This is a genomic window from Povalibacter uvarum (assembly GCF_014202975.1).
Taxonomy (GTDB): domain Bacteria; phylum Pseudomonadota; class Gammaproteobacteria; order Steroidobacterales; family Steroidobacteraceae; genus Steroidobacter; species Steroidobacter uvarum.
Genome location: NZ_JACHHZ010000001.1, coordinates 20,206 through 39,552, shown reverse-complemented (window position 1 = coordinate 39,552; position 19,347 = coordinate 20,206). Strand labels below are relative to the sequence as shown.

Genomic DNA, 19,347 nt, shown 5'->3' with positions numbered 1-19,347 from the left:
GCCCGAGTGTACTCGCATTTGCTAGTTATATGACTAGTTTAGTGACTTAATTATTTATTTTATAATCAATAATTTATATCTCGTCTCCATAAGTACGTGACTAGATACGGATGCTAGTCCAGGCGCGCCCGCGACCCTAGGAGCCGGGGGAAATCAGGCTGAGACTTGGGGTGAGAATTCTGAAGACGTTGAGACCCGGGATGCCATCTGCTGGAAGCGGTGGATTACATCGTATACGCCGAGACCGATCCCTGTTTCGAACTGCTCTCGCTCCATGGCGTTGTGGCACAGAAAAACGAGAACAGTGTTCCTCCGTGGGTCAGCGCGCCACCAGCCGCCGAACGCGCCCGGCCAGCCAGATGACCCCACGGATCCACCGCAGGGTGTGGAGCTCGCTTTCTTCTCATCCATGACGACAGCTACACCTAGCCCGAAACCGTGCCCTTCACCCAGAAGAGGCATTCCGAATATCGTGGCGCTGGCGCGCTGCGCCGCCGTCAATTGGTTCGTCGTCATCATCGCAACGGTTTCAGGGCGAAGAATGCGGACGCCATCGACTGATCCTTCTTGCACGAACAACCGAGCGAAGGTCAGGTAGTCATCCGCGGTGGACCAAAGACCTTGTCCTCCGGAAGCGAACTGCATGTCATCCGGCCGCTGGATCATTGTCGATCCACCTGGTGCTGTGAGCCGCGGAACCAGGTGCCCACTGCTGTCGTGCCCATACAGCGCAGCTTTTCGGTGAGCATTACCGGGATGGATGCTGAAGCTCGTGTCCTTCATACCGAGCCGATCGAATATCCTTCGATGCAGGACGCGATCCAGCGATGCTCCTTCGATTCGCGCGATCAGGAAACCGAGCAGGTCCGTTGAGTGGCCGTAGTGCATCTGCGACCCGGGCTGACTCAGCAGCGGCAGTGAGGCGAGGCGGGCGATCCATGCGTCTGGGCTTAGCGGATTGTCGATGCCAGGTCCGACCCTTTCTTGATAGGCCTGTGCGATTGCGCCCGTGTGCAAGTCGCCATACGTGAGACCGGACCGATGCGTGAGCAGGTCTCTGAAGCTGATGGGTCGTTCCGCTGCATCCGTCAGGTCAAGCGGTCCCGCCGAAGATCGAAGCACGCGGACATCAGTGAACTCGGGTGCCCATCGGGTGATCGGCTCATCGAGCTGGAAGGCGCCTTCCTCCAGCAACGTGAGAGCGGCAACCGAAGTGACGGGCTTGGTCAACGAGGCAATGCGGAACAACGAATCTCGACACAGGGGTACTTCGCGCGCTATGTCGGCCCAGCCGCCGGCGGCGTGGATGGTTTCGTTGTCGCGCCAGATAAGGGTCGTCGCACCTGCGATGGTCTGTGCTTTGACTGCCGCGTCGATGTACGCCGCCAAGTGACTGTTCTGGATCGGTCCCATTCGCTGAGTATGCGGTAATTGCCAGGGCCTATGTAACGACGTGATTCATGCGACGGTCCCGACCCGACGCCCTCGTCCACTCAATGCCGTGTCGCGAACATGGTGGCGGTCTCTGGATCGTCGCGCAGCGATCGCAGATGCGCTGCAACGAAACTGCGGTAGGAACCTCCTTCGTCAGCGATGCGCGTCGACATCAGCTCTTCGAAGGCTGCCTGCGCTGCCTCGCGCTTGCCTGCCCTATCCAGCGCGAGCGCATCCGCGTAGCGCGCCGAGAGACATCCAGGCTGCAGACGCAAGGCGCGCTTGATGCAGGCGGTCGCTGCAGCGCCGTCGCCTTCGAGGACCGCGACGACCGCGAGTCCGCCATGCGTTTCCGCAAAGTTGCGATCGATGGACAGCGCGCGCTGGAAGGCACTTCTCGCCTCTGGAAAGTTACCTCGCACGACCTCGATCCATGCGAGCACGTGCAGTGAGCCTATATGGTCCGGCATCGTCGCCGTCGCCAGAGCGATGTAGCGCTTCGCACTGTCCATACGCATGCGCAGCAGGTCGACGAGCGCGAGCCCAAGCCAGCCGCGACCGCATAGCGGGTGCGCCTCGACGAGTGTGAGGTAAGTGCTCGCAGCGGTCTCGTAGTCGCGTTCGTCCGCGGCTAACGCACCGAGCGTGAGCATCGCTTCCAATTGCGTTGCGTTCTGTAGCAGCGCAGCCTCCGATAGACCCCGCGCTTCGCTGAGGCTGCGCTTCTCGTAGAGCAGCAACGACAACAACCCTTTCGCATCCGCATCGTCGCTCGCAAACTCGAGATAGGCCTTGCAGTCGGCGATTGCCTCGAGCGGGCGATCGAGGTGATGAAGACAGCGAGCGCGCAGCAGCAGTGCGATCGGCAGAACCGGCACGAGAACTGGGTCCGCCAGCAGCTCGAGAGCCTGGGCGTAGTCGCCCAGGCCGAAACGACAGAACGCGAGATTGAATCGCACTTCAGGTGCTTCCAGGCCACCTGCGAGTGCGGCCACGAGCGCACATTCCGCTTCGACATAGCGCTGTGCCTGCAGCTCCACCAGCCCAAGCGACGCGAGCAATGCCGCGCTCCCCGGGTGCTTGCTCAAACCACTTTCGATAAGAGCGCGTGCGATCTTCCACTCGCCAGCGTCGCAGGCTTCGCGGATCGCATCATTGCGCAGTGCCAGGTTCGTGCTATCGCTCTCGATGTAGCTGAGCAATCTGTCGAGGCGTGACGGGTGCCCGGTCGGTGTGCTCATCACGATCGGTTTCCGTATGCGCCGAGGTTGATCGGCGCGGGCGCCGTGCCCGCTTCGCTCGCAGGCGTTGCCGCTTTCGCATTAGAGAGCTTCGCCAACAATTGCATCATGATGTTCGTGAGCCCCGGGTTCCCCACCTTGCGCGACAGCCCGGACTCGATGTGGGATTTCGCAGCCACGATGTTTCCGTCCGCGAGCGCGCCCAGTGCACTGGCGTAGCTCTGCATCGCCTGATCAGCGCTGGTCGCAAGTGTTCCGAAGTGCGTCTTCGCCTCCGCGACCGCACCTGCGTCCATCAGCATCCAGCCCAGCTGGAAGCGCGCCGCTTCTAGTCCGGGATCGATGGCCAGCGCTGACTTCATGCCCGCGATCGCGCGCGCATGCAGCCCCAGATCCGCGTGCTGGGTGGCGAGCAGGTACAACGCTGTCGCGTTCCGCGGCTGAAGGCTCAATACCTCCTTCAGGTACGACAAGCACGCATGATGCTGACCGTGCGCGCTCGCATGGAACGCGAGGTGCAGATACTCATCCGCGTCGAGCACGTCAGAACCGTCCATAGCTGCGCAGCGATCCCATCTTCGCGCTGATTGTCGGAGCGTGCTCGCGCAGCTCGCTCAGGTTCTGCTGCACCTGCTTGACCGTCGGCTGGATGCCATGCTGGATCGTTACCGCCGCAACAGCCGCCGGCCACCACCGCAACGCAATGGCCTTGAGCGGAGCGGCCACCCACCGGTAGGGATTGCCGCTCTGAACGTCGCTCTTGATGTCGAGCGCTACGAGCGGCGCGGCCACGGCATTGCCGACCGTCGATGCAGCGCGGCCGATTGCGAGGGCGCGTTCCGAGCCTCGCAACATGCCATACAGCAATGAGCCCTGGCCCAGGATCTGTGAACCGCCGCTCGTGTAGTTCAACGAGGCGATCACGGCGTTGTCTTCGCGTGTCCCCTGATAGATGTCGAGGGCGCCGAAGGCCAGGCCAAGGCCGGTGCTCACAGGCAGCGAACCATAGTCATTGAGCTTGGGCAGGTTCACGTCCCGCGGGACAGCGAGCGTCAGCGACATACGCGCCGGTGAGCTGTTCGCTGTTGCGTTGACGCCCCAGCAGATCGCATACAGGGATGCGGCGCCCGGCATTCTATGTCGCGCAGTATCCGCCTGGATCTCGGCGAACCTGATCAGGTCGGCCGGATTGCCGAGGCTGTACATGTGCACCTTCAACCCCGGATGCCGGGCTTCGATTTGCACGATCGCCCGCTCGTACTGCGCCTTGAAGGAATCATCCGCCTGCGTGCGCCCGTTCGCGCTGCCATGTCCGTTCGCCAGCATGTGGATTTCGGTGTAACCCGCCCGGCCGAGCCGATCGAGGTCATCGATGTGCTGATTGTTCGTCGACAGCCCGTCGTACATGTATGCGTCGCCGACCGATGTGCGAACCGAGAATTCCTCGATACCGCTGCCGCCGAGGCCAGCGAAGGGGGTAGCCCAGGGCGACGGGAAAGTGCGCGGATAGGGCGACCAGATGGCGTCCGCATGCGCCTCGCCAAACGTGAAGCGCGAGTCGTGAATGAGCGATTGTGCCTGCGCAATGGAGGCGCGCTGCGACAGTGCCGGATTTGCGTGGAACGACAGCGGGCCGTTGTCGGACCAGCGGCGCTGTGCCTCCTCCCGTTGGCGCTCCTGCTCGTCCATCGCAGCAATTTCCCGCCGCAGCATATCGAGCGTATAGGGCTCGGATGTGATGGGCTCAGGTGCGCCGCTGCCTTCGGCCACAGCCAGCAGCGCTCGGATATTCGCGCTCGCGCTCACCACCGGGTCGGGCGCCTTTCCATGGTCGGTGTCATCGCGCGGTCCTTCCACCAGCGTGTGGTAGATGGATTCATCGAAGGACTCCCAGTGCTCCTGCCCATCAGCGTCGATGCTCAACATTCTCACGTCGCCATCGGGCATGGGAACCTGGACGATCATTCCGGGATTCGCTCTCGCCATCGCGTACGCCTCATCCATGACGAGCGACTGTTCATCCCCGCCGACGAGTGTCTGCCTCTCATAGGACGCCGGCGTCAGCGCGGCGCCAAAGGCCGCATCTCCAAGCTCCACCTGCGTGGATTGCACTTGGGACTTGCCGCGCGGCTTCGCCGTCGGCGCGGCGATCAGCTCCCTGTAGCCGCGCGCCAGCTCCGCGCCGAACGGCGCGAACAGGCCTTCGCCGCCGTAATTGACGTCCTGCTTTACCAACCCGCCAACCAGATTCGAGAACGACTGGCGCGTCGCGCGCGTACCGAACTTGAAGGAGCCCGAATCGAGCGTCGAGAGATCGGCGTACTTTGCGAGTCGCGCCCCGGCGTACGCGCCCGCGAGGTCACCGGCCAGATCGCGCCAACGGAATGTATGGTCCTGGCCTGTGAGTCGAGCAAGGCCATAGTTACCCGCCTGGTTCGCCGCAATTGCGGCGAGTTCGCCTGCCGTCGAGCTCCAGCTCGCGATCGGTGCGGCCGCCAGACTCACGGCGCTGCTCACCGCGCCCTGCGCGGCCGACATGCCCACCGCTTCGGCATCGAAGTCCTCGCGCACGCCGAGCCCCATGCCGACGAGTTGTCCGCTTGCATTGCCCGCCGCCGCGCCGACGGCCCCACCCAGCACAGTGCCGAGCACGCCATGACTGAGGAGGCCGGCCATCGCGCCGCCGGTATACGCTGTGACTGCCACAGCGACCGCTGTAATGACGACCGCTGCGAGCACCTTGCCGACCGCCGTGCAACCGCTCGATGACGGAACAGGCACTGGTGGATACGGCGTGCTGTCGCCAATGATTCGGGCTGCGTTATACGGCGCGAACGTATTCGCGTCGTTGTGCAGATTGCTGACGACGTTCGGAACTGCGTACGACTTGCCGTGCTCCGATGCGGGCAGCGGATCGTTCGGCGACGCGCTGATGTTATTGGCGTCGGCGATCAGATACCACAGCCGGCTGTCGCCGAACACTGCCATTGCGATGCTCGCGAGCGAGTCGCCCTGCGCGACCACATACGAGCCCGGCGTGAGTCCCGGATAGGAAGCGCTGATCGGCGTAAAGCCGTTGCTGAACTGGTTGCCCGAGATGTTGCCGACGCTCGCGACTTCGTGACCGTCGCCGTAGTAGTAGTCCTGCGTGCGCACCACGTTGATGTAGTCGGAATCGCGTTTCGTGAGAATGCGGCCCTCGTTGTCGTAAGAGAACGTAAGCATGCGGCGTCCGTTCGCACCGTTCTCCTTGCGCTGGATCACGAGCCGGCCGCGCGCGTCGTACTGACTCTCGGTGTAGGCGCGCCGCGAGGGCCCCATAGTGGAGGTCACTGTGACGAGCGTTTCCTTGTAACCGCCGAACGCGGAGGTGTACTCGTAATCGTAGGTGTCGATGAAGCCGTCTTCGGTCGTTCCGCCCTGTTCGTACGTGTAGTAGTCGATATTGCCGACCGCGTCGTACCAGTTGGTCGCTGCGGAGGAGTTATCCGCATCGAACTCGTTGTACACGTACTTGTTCACGTACGTGCCGAACACCTGACCATCGGCATTATAGGTGGTGCTGGTGACGGACCGGTGGCCGTTCAATCCATACGCGCGCTGCATCAGCACCAGCCCGCGCTTGTCGAGCTCCTGCGTGAGCACGGGGCGCTCCGCCGAAGGGGGGCGTCCGTCACTGTAACTTTCGACTGCAGTGATCTGCGTCAGGTGACCGAGGTCGTTGTACGCGTAGTTCGTCTTCGTGAAGACGTCGACGTCATCGCCTATCGGAAAGCCGCCGCCGGGAATTCGACGGGTCCACTGGGAAGTCCATCTGCGGCGACCCACTTCGTCGTATTCGATGTACGTGCCATCATTCGATGACGTTCCGGGAGGCGCGAGGTCGACGGCCGTCATGCGGCCGTCATCATCGTAGTGGAACCACTTGTTGCTCAGGCCGCTGCCGCCGCCGGCGCGCTCATAGGTCGCCAGGATGTTGCGCCGATTCCCGAACTCATCGTACGTGTAGATGATCCACGAGCCAGGACGGGACGTGCCCGCCGCCGGCGGGATGCGCACCGAATTCAGACGGCCCAGTGCGTCGTAGTTCATCGTTACCGTGCGCGAAACGCCGGGAAGCGTTACGTGGACTGCGTCGAGATAGTCGCCGTACTCGTCGAATACGTGTGCCTCACCGGTGGCGCTGCGCTCGTAGGTCTCGCGCGCACGCTCACCTTTCACCGTGTAGTCGTAGTTCGAGATCTCGACCGTATGCAGAAAGTCCTGTCCGCCCGCCTCGCCGAATGTGCCTTCGGTGACGTCCTCGATGATCTGCCTGAGCAAGCCGTTGCCGTGATAGGCGTAGCTGCGGCTGCCCATGCCCACGTGATTTTCGATCGCCAGCTGACCGAACTCGTTGTATTGATACGTAGTCGTGCGAACGTCGGTCGAGCCTGAACGCACCGTGCTCTGGGTGAGCTCACCGATGACGTAGTCCCACTTGCTGTAGGTCCACGTCTGCCCGTTCTGAAGCCCATCGATTTCGCTGGTTCGATTGCCGAACTCGTCGTAGCCGTAGCTCATCACGCGGCCGCCGGGCGTGCGCGAAGCGCGCACCAGCCCGCGCTCATCGAGTTGCACGTAGCTCCAGAAAGCATCGCTGCTCGTCTCGGTGGAACCGCCGATGCTCGCACTGCCGACGCGACGGTTCGCCTGATCGTATAGATGCTGCGCCAACAGGATGGCTTGACCGTGGTGCGCCAGGTTGCGGCTATCGTACGAATCGTACTTGCCGTCGGGCCGTACGCGACGTATCACACTGCGACTGAGCACATTGCCGTTCGCGTCGAACGCGTCCACGAGCAGGACGCCCAGCGCATTGAGCGTGCCGACCCGATTCCCGTGCTCGTCATAGACATATTCAATCTTACGACCGGAATAGTCCGACTCAGAGGTGAGCTGGCCGAGCGCGTCGTATTCCTTGATGCGCGTGCGCAGCGCTGCCGACTGACCTTCGAGCCGGTCGCGCTCGTCCACGACGCGCCCGAGGATGTCATAGCGCAGCTCATGCACCACGGATGCGTCGTATCGCGAACCGTTCTCGCGCGCGACGTTGATCGTCGGCAGGCGCTCGGCGATCAGCTGATCGTCCGCGTTGTACGCATAGCTGACGACGCTTTCGAGCTCGCGCTTCACCTCGCCCGTGTTCAGAATCACATAGCCACCGTTGCGGCGCTCGGTGACGTTGCCCCAGCGATCGTACGACTGCTCGGAGAACGCGGAGACCGTTTGCATGTAACTGTTGAACGTCGCCGATTGCAGCACGTCGGTACGCGGCAGCCGCTGGATCTTCGCGCGGCCGAGTACGTCGTAGCCGATCTCCATCGTGCGCAGGAACGCCGCGCCGACCTGCTCCTGGCGCGTCATCTGACCCGTCAGGTCGTAGTAGTACTGGGTCACACCATCGCGCCCAACCCGGGTAATGAGCTCCCCCGCCTTGCTGTAGGTGAACGAGGCTACGAGCGCCTTGTCGAGCGACATCAGAGCGCTGCTGGCGGCGCCCCATACCTTGTATTCCGCCGTCTGCTCGCCAAAGGCGTTGTAGTCACAGCGTTTGCCGCTCTGCCTCGCGACGCCCTCGTCGTTGTAGACGTCGGTCACTGCGATCTGCTGGCCGCTCTTGTCGTAGGCGTAACGCCGCTCGATCGTGTGCGACTGCGTGCGCCAGCCATCCAGGGTTACATTGATCGCCTGCGTCTCGTGCGTGACGCGCCCGGCGTGATCAATGCGCATATTTCTGACCGAGCCGCGCGCATCCTTCGTCGCTATCAGATTGCCGGAGAAGTCATAGACGTTCTCGGTGACGAGCGTGCGGCCGCCGATCGGCGTGCCGTTAGCATCGACGCCGGCGCTACGCCTCTGCGTGACAACCTGGCCGAAGGCGTTGAGCGCGTACTCCGTCATCGGCGAAATCTCGCGCCGGTTGCGGAACGGGTCGGTCGCCGAGCCGGACGGCGTGGTGGCCGCCTGGCGCTTCGGCTCGATGACCTTCGTCACCTGACCGAACGCGTTATACATCGTCGTGGTGACCGAACCCATGGCATCAGTGCGGCTAGTGACGCGACCCTCGCCGTCATACGTGAGCGTCGCGACGGTGGTCGCGGTATTTCGATCATTCCACTGATCGGCATATCCATCGCCGCTGCGATAGGAGTAGCGCAGCCCTTTACGCTGTATCTCGCGCTGCTGGTCGCGCGTGTCGTAGATGAAGGTAGTGATTCGATCGTCGATATGCACCGTCGGTCGAGCCGGTGGCGTCAGCAGATCGAGGCCCGCTGCACCCGCGTTCGCATACTCGATGGTCCCGGTGAGATTGCCGAATGCGTCATACGTGCGTTCGGTCTGGTATCCGAGCGCATCGACGGTGTGCGTCGAGCGCCCCATGACGTCGTAGTAATGCCGCGTGTCGCGCCAGCGACCGCTCGCGCCGGAGTCGTCGATCTTGACCGACTCGCGCAACAGATCGCCGAACACCGTGTATGCGTACTTGGTGACGCCGGCGGAACTGACGGGTGAAACGCTGTACGGGTTCACGCCGGCGTTCGCACCATTGAAGTAGTAGCGTGTCGCCGTCGGCTGCGTGACCTGCGTCTTGCGGCCCAGATTGTCGTACTCGGCAGTGATCGTTCTGGCTGACGTATCCCCCGTCATCTGCGTCGCGATCTCGGCGGCGGTCCAGTAGCCGAGGCTCGCGCGGGGCGCTCCAGTCACTGCAAGACTGTGCCGCGTCATTGTGCGCTGTTCGTCGAATACGTTGTAGGTGAACGCGGTGACGTAGTTCATCGCGTCTATGCCATGCACGAGTCGGCCCAGACGATCGAAGGTCTGGTAGTTCGTGTCCCAGGCACTTGCACCACTGCGCGTTCGCGTCAGCACGACGTTGCCGAGCGCGTCATACTTCGTTTCCTGAATGCGCCGGAAGCTTCCTTGTGTGCTCGTCCGCTCGACGCGTCCCGTGACCGGGCTGTAATAGCCCGGCAGATGTACCTCCGTCTGACGTCCGAGACGGTCATACATGAACGTCGTCATGCGCACATCGACGGTGTCATACGCTTCGTAGCGATTCTTGAGATTGCCGAGGGCGTCATATTCATAGCGCGTCTCGAGTTCGCGCTCGCCACCGGGCGCAGTTTCGTTACTGAGCTGATAGATGGCTTTCTTGAAAATCTCCGAACGCAGGCGGCCGATACGGTCGTACCGGTAGTCCCACTCGTGCCCATTCTTGTTCCTGAAGGTGATTCGGTCCCCGAGCGCGTTGTAGGTCTGGGATTGCGTGAAGCCCAGTGCATCCGTCGTCGACAGCACCCTGCCGGAGGCGTCGTAGCTGTATTTCTCGCCGCGCGTCATCATTGCGTCGCCCACCGCACGCGCGCCACGAACCATGACGAGCTGAGCCTCGGTCGGCGTCACCGGCGCGCTGCCGGGCGGCGTAGCCTGGACGGGGATCGTGAGTGCGAATCGACGCTGCTCTTCGATCTGTCCGAGTGCGTCGTAAACCGTCTCGCTCAGGGCGCCATCGGCGGCGACGGTGAAGCGCCGACGCCCCGCGGAGTCGTACACGAACGAGGTAACGCGATCGAGATCGCCCGGATGTACCGCCGCGTCCAGCGCCGCTTTGTCGAAACTCGACAGCGCGCCGACCGTGTCGGCATAGGCGATCGTCTGCACCACGAGGCCAGTGTCGTCATACACCTGCCGCGTGACGATGTGCTCGCCGGCAGACAGCCGGCGCACGGAATACTCCATGCGTCCCGCATCGTCGTACGCGAACCAGGAACTGCGATTGGCGGGATCGGCTTCGATCGTCCCGGCCACTGCCGCATCGAGCGTGGCCGCGGCATAGTCATTGACCAGGCCAACCGCCTGCGCATACTGCATCGTCGCCACGAGCTGACCGAGCGCGTCATAGCGGTTGCGCGAAACGATGTGCTGAGTCCCGCGACCGGCGGCATCGCTCGCCATGACGCGCACGGAATAGACCATGCGGCCGGCGCGGTCGTACGCATAGTGCGAGACGTGATTGTCCGCGCTCACGCGATTGACAGCCGCGTTGATCGTCGACTCGCTGTACTGGCTCAGCGCTGGACGAACGGCGTAACGCACACGGCTGACGACGTTTCCGGCGTTGTCGTACACATTCTCGGCGACACCCCCCAGCGCATCGACCGTGAAGCGAAGCCGGTCATTCGCGTCATAGGCGTAGCGCGTGCGCTGCACGCTGGCGAGCGAGGCAGGCGTCTCCTCGAAGTACCGCAGACTGCGCAACTCCGTACGGACACTGTCATCGGTCAGGCGGTCCGCACTGGCAAGGTTTGCCGGCAGCACCATGAACTGATCGTAGCGCCGCGATTCGACGACGTTCCCGTTGGCATCGTAGATGCTTTCGCTCACGACCCAGTTGCCGCCGGAGTACGCCTGCAGCATGTAGCGCTGCCGTCCGTCCTCGTCGTAAGCAAAGTAGCTGCGCTGATCGCCGAGTGCGTCGGAGGTCACCGGTACGCTCAGCACGACATCGCCAAGCAGCGCGATCTGCTGCGAAGTGAGACTCCTCGCGTAACGGCGTGTCTGGACGACCTGGCCGTGCTCGTCATACCAGTTGCGGCTGACTTCGCCGAGCTGATTCACCGTGTACGTGAGCTGGCCGGCGTCGTCATAGACAAACCAGGTGCTGGCGCCCTTGGCATCGATCTTGCGGCTTACGCGGCCTGCGGCATCGTAGCGGTACTCGGTGGTCAGGTACTCGGTATGCTCGATCGGCCCCGGCGGCGTGCGCTCGATGACGCGCAGCGCGACCTTCTCGTGGGTGCGACGACCGAGGTTGTCGAACTCGTACAGCGTCACACGCTGGTCCGAACCGGCACGCGAGCCGCGCTGTACAGTGACGACGTTGCCGAGGCCGTCATACGCATAAGTGGTCGTGAGCTCGAGACCCTCCGGATCGAGCAGCACTTCCAGCAGCTGACCGCTGCGGTCGTAAGTGAGCTGACTTACCCGCTCGATGCCTGCTCCGACCTCGGTCACGCGGATCTGACGACCCAGCGCATCGAACCTGTACTGGGTCCTCTCGTTCAAGCCGCCCGGGTCGAGTGTGCGCTCGACCACTCGGCTGTGTTCGTCATAGCGATACCGGACAACAACGCCACGCGCGTCGCGCGTTTCGATGAGTCGGCCGGCGCTATCGTAGGTGTTGTGCTCGACGATCTGCCCGCGCGCATCCACACGCTGCGTCAGTCGTCCATCTGCATCGTAGTCGAACGAACGCACTGCGCCGCGTCCGTCCTCGATGCTCAGCACTTCGCCGTGCTCGGTGTGCGTAGTCCTGACGCGAATGCCCTCCGGAGTCGTGACGGTCATGACACGGGTTGTATCGTCGTACCGGTAGGTCGTTTCCTGGACGTACGGTTCGCCAGCGCCCACTATGCGACGCCGCACCGAGAAGACGCGGCCGAGCGCATCGAACTGCGTCGTCACGCGCCGATCGAGCGGATCCCGGACTTCGATGAACCGGCCGCCGTCGTGATAGAGCGTGCGTGTGGCTTTGCCTGCGCCGTCGACCGTGCGCACGACGCGCCCGAATGCGTCGTACTCAGTGCTGGTCGTGTGGTTCAGCCCACCCAAATCGCCGGTCGTCTCGATGACCTGCCCGAGCAGGTCGTAGTCGAACTGAGTCGTGGTGACCCGCGCGTTTGCCCGCACGATCTCCCGTGTCTGTTGCCACAGTTGACCGTACACGTCGTACTCGAATGTCGTCTTGAAGCGCTCGGCGTCCATCGTCTGCCGGAACTGCCCGCGAACGTCGTACTCATGCTCTGCGAGCTGGTCGATCTCGTTGTCCCTGATCAGCGCCAGAGGCGCGGTCAGCGTGTCGTCCACAGCGCCTCCGCCGCCATCGAGCAGCAATTCATCCATGACGGCTTCCGACAAGCGCGTCGCATAGCGGCGGGTCGCCGCAACCTGGCCGAAGGTCGTATAGCTCGTCTCGCTGACTTCACCCGCAAGCACGCCTTCCTCGTCGTTCACGACTTTGACGGTATGCGTCAGTCGATCTTCGCTGTCGTAGTAGTACAGCGTGGTATTGCCTTTGGAATCGTGGCCGCGAATTCGACGACCGAGCGTGTCGTACACGTACTGCATGCCGAACTGGACGATGGCCTCATCGGTGCTCAGCCCCGAGGCGTCACCGACCCCGCCGACCTCGCCGGTGATCTCATTGAAGGCGTTGTAGCGAATGCGGGCGCCGCGCTGACGCTCCGAACCTTCCGCGCGCACCTGCCGGATGAGTCGGCCAGCCTCGTCATACTCATGGTTTGTCACTGTCCCATCGTGCGCAACCGCACGCTGCACGCGCCCGAACTCGTCGTACTCGACCGTCGTGATCCGGCGATCTTCCCCCGCACGCTCTTTCAGACTGGTCAGCGTGTCATCGGGCGCAACGATCAGTCTCTCCATGTATTGCACGGTCTGCTGTGCATTGCCCTGCTCGTCATAAAGGGTCTCGGTGAGAAACCCCCGTTCGTCGACGTGGCCGACGAGACGACCCTGCGCGTCGTAGTACCGATAGCTGTACAGTCGTTCCCCGTCAGCGGGACGCCACAGCGTGAGTACATCATCGAGAGGCGGCAGTGACTCGTTCGCTTGCGGCCGGCCACCGCTCTGCCCGTTCGCCCGGGCTGCGTAGCGCACCGTTTCCACGAGGCGTCCTGCCGCGTCGAGCTTGTACTCGGTGAGATACCCGAGCGCATCGACCATGCCGATGCGATTGCCGTCGCGATCGTAGAAGTAGCGCGTAAGGCGATCGACCGTCTGCCGAGAAATCGCCCGCGAGGCGCCGTCATAGGCAGTTTCAGTAACTGTACCGCCGGACTCGATCTCGCGCACGAGCCGTCCCGCGGCGTCGTATTCGAGTGTCGTCGTGCGATCGTGATCAGGGTCGACGCGCACATCGCCCGTCTCGCCGATGATCAGCTGCGTCTTGGTCACAACCGGCGGGTCGCCGATCGTCCATTCGCTCGTGTCCGCTGCATCGACGTACCGTGTCTGCTTCACGACCCGGCTGTCGGCGTCATATTCGTAAGCCGTGACGGCGCCAACGGAATCGACCTCCTGCACGAGACGTCCGGCATCGTCATAGAAGCTGAAGCGACGATTGCCCTGCGCATCGATCACCATGCGCTGCCGACCAGCCGCGTCGTACACGTAGGTCGTCGTACGGGTCTCGTCTGCAGCTGAGCTCAATGCGACCCCGATCAGGCGCCCACGCACGTCGTAACTGCGCACTTCGGTGAGTCCTGCGCTGGTCTGGATGCTGATCGTCCGCGCCACGCCGTCGTATTGCGTCGTCGTCGTTCCATTGCGATCGACACGGGAGGTTTCGCGTCCCATCCCGTCGTAAGCATAACTTGCGAGCTCGTCGCCATCGCTGCGAGTCGCACCGCGCATCGCAATCGTCTGCAGCAGCTCGCCGTAGCCGCTGTAAACGAACTGCGTGACGACCGCTGCCGCGTCCAGCACGCCTTCGCCGGCCTCGTCCACGACCGCGTATGCGGTGCGCTTCGACAGATTGCCGCGGTAGTCGTACTCGAGCCGCGTGAGCTGCACTTCGTCCTTGTCCTGCAGCGCCCCGACCCAGCTCACGAGCTGCGCTTCGTTCAACCCCGACCCGGGATCCAGCGCTGCAACGTCATAGCGGGCCCCGGTGTATTCGATGGCATGCGACATGAGCCCGTTACTGCCGAAGCGGCTCTCGCTCACGCGGCCTTCCGCGGACACGACGAAGCGCAGCCGGGACTCACCGTCATATACGAAGCGCGTCGTGAACGGCTCATTCGCGGTGCGGCGGCGAGTCTCCGTCAAGACCTGGTTCTGCGCGTTGTAAGTGCGACTGACCGTATTACCGAGCGCGTCTCGCTCCAGTGTCCGGTTGCCGTTCTGGTCGTACTCGTACACCACGGCGTGGCCGCGCGCGTCGATGATCCGCCACACATCGCCCGCATCGTTGTACTCGTACTTCGTCGACAACCGCTCGGCATTCGCCTGCGGCGCCGGACTGCGCATCTCAATCAGCTGGTCCTGATCGTCATAGAAAAAGCTCCACACGTGGCCGAGTGCGTCGACCACGTCGGTGCGGCGAGGATCCGTGAAATAAGAGAATGTCTGCACGCCGCTCGCATCAGTCACCGTGGCAATGCGGCCCTGCGCGTCGTACGTGAAGCTGACGCTGCTTCCGTCGCTTTGCGTGATGCTCGCGATGCGTTCGCTCGCACCATCGTAGGCGTACGTCGTTACGTAGACGCCGCCTGCAGCGTTCAGATCTGTCCTCACCTGCTCCAGTCGACCGGCGCTGTCGTAGCGGTACTCGACTTCGCGGGTGGGCGTCGCATCGCTCGCGCTCTCGTACGTATCCACGCGCTGCAGCCGCACGTGCGACGTGCCTGGCACCGTCGCGTAGATCAGCTCGATGCGTTGTCCGCTGGCCTGATCCGTGACGTTCTTGAGCCGGTTGGCCGCGTCGTAGCCGTACGTGATCGTATTGCCACTGCGATCACGCTGACTCTCCAATCGTCCGATCGCTCCATCGGTCGTCGCCGAAGCGTAGCGCTCCTGCGCGCGCGAGCTGCCCTCGGTCCACAGCCACTGTTGCGTATCCTGATCGAACTCGAGCGTGTCATGCGCCCCGCCGCCGGCGGTGCTCACGTACTTGTTGCGTGCGGAATCCCAATTGTAGGTGGACTCATTGCCGTCGCCGTCCGTCCGGACGACAGATGTATCCGCCCGATTCGGCGCCACGCCGCTGAAGCGCACTGAACGTTCGCCGTCCCAGCGCCAGCCGTCCGTGTCGGCGTCGTTCCACGCCCCGCGCGAGTTGTAGGTGCGAAGGTGCAGCAAGTCGGTGCCGCGCCCCGCGAGTTGCTCGTCGCGAAACTGCAGGATCAGGTTGCCCGTGGCCGCGTTGACGAACGAACGACCACCCGCCTGTCCGAGGAGCCCGAGACCCAGCGAGCTACTGCCGCCCAGAATGGCGGCGGAGGTATTGAACAGGCCCAAGCCATGACCCGCGACGATTGCAGCCATTGTATTCAGCTCCGTATCTTCTTGAGGGATGCGCCGACAAACCGAAAGATCCGCCCGGCGGATCGTGAGGCGAGATTCCGCCCTTCTGTCACAGACGCGGGTCGGCCGTGAAAGCGGTCACCGCGCAGCGCACTTTGTGTGCTGTCGCGCAGGATGTGACGTGGATCTCATTCCGGGGCTCATCCATAAGCGCCGGCGATCGCCCGCAGCAGTAGCGACCAGCCGTCGATCAGCACGAACAGCAGCACCTTCAGAGGCAACGAGATCGATGCGGGCGGGACCATCATCATCCCGAGCGCCATGAGCACGGCCGCCACGATGAGATCAATGAGCAGGAACGGCAGGAAGATGATGAACCCTGCGACGAATGCGGCGCGCAACTCGCTCAGCATGAAGGCGGGCACAAGCACGCGCAGCGGCGTGTCCGCGCGCACTTCACCCAGCGGCGTGCGCGCCAGCTCGCTGACGGCGACCAGGTCTTCATCGCGAACGTGCGCCAGCATGAACGTTCTGAGCGGCGCGAAGCCGCGTTCGATCGCCTGCGTGCTGTTGATCCGGCCAGCCAGGAACGGCGCGACGCCTTCGTTGTGACTTTGCTCCAGCGTCGGCGCCATCGTGAACCAGGTCAGGAACAGCGCGAGCGTCAGCAACACCGCGTTCGGCGGCGTCTCGGGCATTCCCAGCGCATGCCGCAGGAACGACAGCGTCACAATGATGCGAGTGAACGATGTCATCGCGATCACAGCCGCCGGTATGAAGCTCAGCAACGACAGCGAGACCAGGAGCCGCACGTACGGCGCCAACTGATCTGCGCTCGCATTCGCGGGCAACAAGCCGAAACCGGACTCCGCAGCCACCGCTGCGATGGGCGTCAGCACGACCGCTATCGCGATCACGGTGCGCCTCATGGCGCCCGCGCCTTCTGCAATCTGACGAGCCACGGATGCGCAGGCGAGCCCGCGGTCGTGGCGACCGTGTCCGGCCAGTGTTGCACGACGGGCCGCGTCGACTCGATGACGAGATGAACGCGCTCATCGACTTCGACCAGATGCAGATGCGTCTCGGTCGACAACTGCAGCGACTCGCACAACCGCAGGCGAGCGCTGGATGGCGGACGCGCTTGCGGACTCCCAACACGCCGGATCACGATGATCGCAACAACGCCGAGAAACAGCACGAGAGGCAGCGCCCAGATCAGGCGCCACGCGGATTCCATAGCGGCGGCTCCGGATCAGCGAGGGGAGACTGCGCCCGCGGACGCGACGGCGGTCTGTGTGATGCGCAGGCCGAAATGCTCACCCACGGCGACCAGCACACCGCGCGCCACTACCCCGCCGTCCACAAGAACATCGAGAGGGGCATCCGCGTGCCGGTCGAGCGTGAGCGTCGACCCCGGCTTCAGCTCCAGCAATTCAGCAACGCTCAGCTGCGCAGCGCCGACGCGCACGGTGACGCGAACTCTTACCGAACCGAGCAGCGGCAGCATTGAGTCGACCACGGACATGCCCGAAGGCGTTGTCGCGGAAAGAGGGTCGAGCTCGATCTCGGTCGCGTCGTAGTGCATCGCATTGTTCGCTTTATCGGTCATGACATTCTGCTGCTCAACTGAATACTTATGAGGCCGTTGCGCTGGCCGAGCCCCGCCCGCGCAATCGCAGTGTCCGCGCAAGTTACCGTCAACGGCTCGCTCAGCAACTGCGGCAAGACCAGCACGTCGCCGCAGCGCAGATCGACGAGTCGCGACAGATCCACCTCCGCGCCGCCAAGAATCGCTTCCAGACTGACTTGGCTATCGCATATCGCTTGATCGAGCGGCACCAGAGGGTCGAGATCGTCCGGTGCACGACGCATCGGCGGCATGGAACGCCATACACTCTCATCGGCGATCGCCAGCAGGCCGAGCGCTTCGCAGCCGATGAGCACCGCTGCGGACAGCGGCCTGAACAGCCGATCGGGCAGCGCAGTGAGCGTGGCGGGATAATCCGCGAGCACAGGCCGGCCGAGCAGCGCTTCGGCCAGCGTCTGATTGCGTGCGAGCCAGGCGCAGTCGACGATGCCGACGACCCACTCGTCGGTGCCGCTTGCGAGCGGCGTGAGCTCATCGCCCAGCACGGCGCAGCTCATCGCCAGTCTCTCGGCCTCGTTCGATCGAAACCAGACCGAAGCCGTCTTGGCGCTCACGCGCTCATACTCGTACGCGAGCGAGCGCGGCGCATGCGAGATCGCGCTCACCTGTACGGCGGCGCTGCCTGCGGTGTAGCCGTTAACCCATTCGCGGCCCCACGCATCGAGCGCCGACTGCACCCGATCGCGCAGCCATTCGAGCGCCGCCGTCCCCGGAACGTGAATCGGGCGGACTGCTGCGCTCACTGCCCGGCTCGCATCTGCAAGAGGGCCTGCAGCATGTCGTTCGCAGTGCTGATGACCTGGGAGGATGCCTGATAGCCTCGCTGCATCAGGATCAGCTCACTGAATGCCTGCGTCAGATCCACATTCGACAGCTCGAGCAATCGGCCGCGCACTTTCAGATCGTCCGCCGCGCTGCGGAAGTCGACTGGATGCGTGCCGCGGTACTCGAATAGCGCATCGCCGCGTTCCACCAGGCCGCCCTGATCGTTGATGCGCGCGAGCACCAGACTCGGCCCGTCGCGCGTCTGCTCGTTCGTGTAGGTGATTTTCAATACCCCGAATTCGTCGAACTTCTCGGATGCGATTGCGCCGGTGCCATAGCCGTCCTGGTGGGCGAGACTGAGCGCCGCGTTCGTCTCCGGCAGCAGCATCACCGATTCGAAATCGAAGTCGATCTCTGCCGGATCGACGCCCTGCAGGTCGAGTGTGATGGCCACCGGCGAGCTTCCGGGTGAGGGGCCCGTGCCAATGAACTCCACTTCTCCTTCACCGATCTCGATGTCGTCTTCGAATACCGTGATATCCCAGCGCGACAAGCCGGCAGGCGCCGCCGGATCGATCGCGATCTCGAGTCGCAGCGTGTGTTTCACGCCCCGGCTGTCGAAGATCGCCAGCGGCTCGATGGTGCGCCCGTTCTCGCCGCGATTGGAAAGAATGCCGTCGAGCCGCACGGTCGTCGTCGCGCGCGGTGCACTCGTGCGGAAGCCCTCGCGTGTCAGCGGCGCAATCGCACCGTTCTCGCCGCGCGCCATCACCTTGAGTTTCGTGCCGCGCACCACCAGCTCGCCGTCGACATTGAAGTCGAACGAGCCGGCCCGCGTGTAGCGCAAGGCCCCGCTCTCCTCCTGCACGACGAAGAAGCCTTCGCCCTCGAGGAACACGTCCAGGTCGCGATTGGTGCGCGATGCTTCGCCCGGGCGCAGATCGAGCAACGTACGCGAGGCATCGACGCCGCCGCCGGCAGCACGCTGGCCGCCCGCGCCATTCTGCGAGGAGCCGCCGGCGGAACCATGGAAGACATCGGCGAAGCGCACCGTCGAGCCGCGAAAGCCCGGCGTGTTCATGTTGGCGACGTTGTTGCTGATCACACTCAGCGCACGCTCGTGGCCGCGCATTCCGGAGACCGCGACGAAGATGGATTCGATCATGGGCT

Annotated in this window: 9 protein-coding genes; all 9 read right to left on the bottom strand. The window is 63.5% G+C overall.

From position 1 onward, the window contains the following. Positions 1-153 precede the first annotated feature (153 nt). The gene (locus HNQ60_RS00155) at positions 154-1,413 is read right to left on the bottom strand and encodes a serine hydrolase domain-containing protein (protein WP_184329002.1); all 1,260 of its coding nucleotides are present in this window, start codon (positions 1,411-1,413) and stop codon (positions 154-156) included. A gap of 80 nt (positions 1,414-1,493) precedes the next feature. Further along, the gene (locus tag HNQ60_RS00150; protein ID WP_184329001.1) at positions 1,494-2,675 is read right to left on the bottom strand and encodes a tetratricopeptide repeat protein; all 1,182 of its coding nucleotides are present in this window, start codon (positions 2,673-2,675) and stop codon (positions 1,494-1,496) included. Continuing rightward, positions 2,675-3,232 (bottom strand): tetratricopeptide repeat protein, encoded by a 558-nt coding sequence (locus HNQ60_RS00145; RefSeq protein WP_184329000.1) that lies wholly within the window; start codon positions 3,230-3,232, stop codon positions 2,675-2,677. The genes HNQ60_RS00150 and HNQ60_RS00145 overlap by 1 nt, the downstream gene beginning before the upstream one ends. Continuing rightward, positions 3,219-15,785: an RHS repeat protein gene (locus HNQ60_RS00140; RefSeq protein WP_184328999.1), complete on the bottom strand. Its 12,567-nt coding sequence runs from the start codon at positions 15,783-15,785 to the stop codon at positions 3,219-3,221. The genes HNQ60_RS00145 and HNQ60_RS00140 overlap by 14 nt, the downstream gene beginning before the upstream one ends. 179 nt (positions 15,786-15,964) lie before the next feature. Next, the gene (fliP, locus tag HNQ60_RS00135; RefSeq protein ID WP_184328998.1) at positions 15,965-16,693 is read right to left on the bottom strand and encodes a flagellar type III secretion system pore protein FliP; all 729 of its coding nucleotides are present in this window, start codon (positions 16,691-16,693) and stop codon (positions 15,965-15,967) included. Continuing rightward, a complete protein-coding gene (locus HNQ60_RS00130) occupies positions 16,690-17,001 on the bottom strand; it encodes a flagellar biosynthetic protein FliO (protein WP_184328997.1) in 312 nt (103 codons plus the stop codon). The genes fliP and HNQ60_RS00130 overlap by 4 nt, the downstream gene beginning before the upstream one ends. 15 nt (positions 17,002-17,016) lie before the next feature. Beyond that, positions 17,017-17,373 carry a FliM/FliN family flagellar motor C-terminal domain-containing protein gene (locus tag HNQ60_RS00125; RefSeq protein ID WP_184328996.1) on the bottom strand — a complete coding sequence of 119 codons (357 nt, stop codon included), beginning with the start codon at positions 17,371-17,373 and terminating at the stop codon, positions 17,017-17,019. After that, on the bottom strand, positions 17,370-18,155 hold the full coding sequence (locus HNQ60_RS28005) for a FliM/FliN family flagellar motor switch protein (protein ID WP_184328995.1): 786 nt from the start codon (positions 18,153-18,155) through the stop codon (positions 17,370-17,372). The genes HNQ60_RS00125 and HNQ60_RS28005 overlap by 4 nt, the downstream gene beginning before the upstream one ends. Continuing rightward, positions 18,152-19,342, bottom strand: coding sequence for a flagellar hook-basal body complex protein (locus tag HNQ60_RS00115; RefSeq protein ID WP_184328994.1), 1,191 nt, complete (start codon positions 19,340-19,342; stop codon positions 18,152-18,154). The genes HNQ60_RS28005 and HNQ60_RS00115 overlap by 4 nt, the downstream gene beginning before the upstream one ends. Positions 19,343-19,347: the final 5 nt, after the last annotated feature.

Bases quoted from the DNA above. Each gene is read 5' to 3' on its own strand.
- HNQ60_RS00150 (WP_184329001.1), bottom strand. From the start codon at position 2,675: ATGAGCACACCGACCGGGCACCCGTCACGCCTCGACAGATTGCTCAGC.
- HNQ60_RS00130 (WP_184328997.1), bottom strand. From the start codon at position 17,001: ATGGAATCCGCGTGGCGCCTGATCTGGGCGCTGCCTCTCGTGCTGTTT.
- HNQ60_RS00115 (WP_184328994.1), bottom strand. From the start codon at position 19,342: ATGATCGAATCCATCTTCGTCGCGGTCTCCGGAATGCGCGGCCACGAG.
- HNQ60_RS00140 (WP_184328999.1), bottom strand. From the start codon at position 15,785: ATGGCTGCAATCGTCGCGGGTCATGGCTTGGGCCTGTTCAATACCTCC.
- fliP (WP_184328998.1), bottom strand. From the start codon at position 16,693: ATGAGGCGCACCGTGATCGCGATAGCGGTCGTGCTGACGCCCATCGCA.
- HNQ60_RS00145 (WP_184329000.1), bottom strand. From the start codon at position 3,232: ATGGACGGTTCTGACGTGCTCGACGCGGATGAGTATCTGCACCTCGCG.
- HNQ60_RS00125 (WP_184328996.1), bottom strand. From the start codon at position 17,373: ATGACCGATAAAGCGAACAATGCGATGCACTACGACGCGACCGAGATC.
- HNQ60_RS00155 (WP_184329002.1), bottom strand. From the start codon at position 1,413: ATGGGACCGATCCAGAACAGTCACTTGGCGGCGTACATCGACGCGGCA.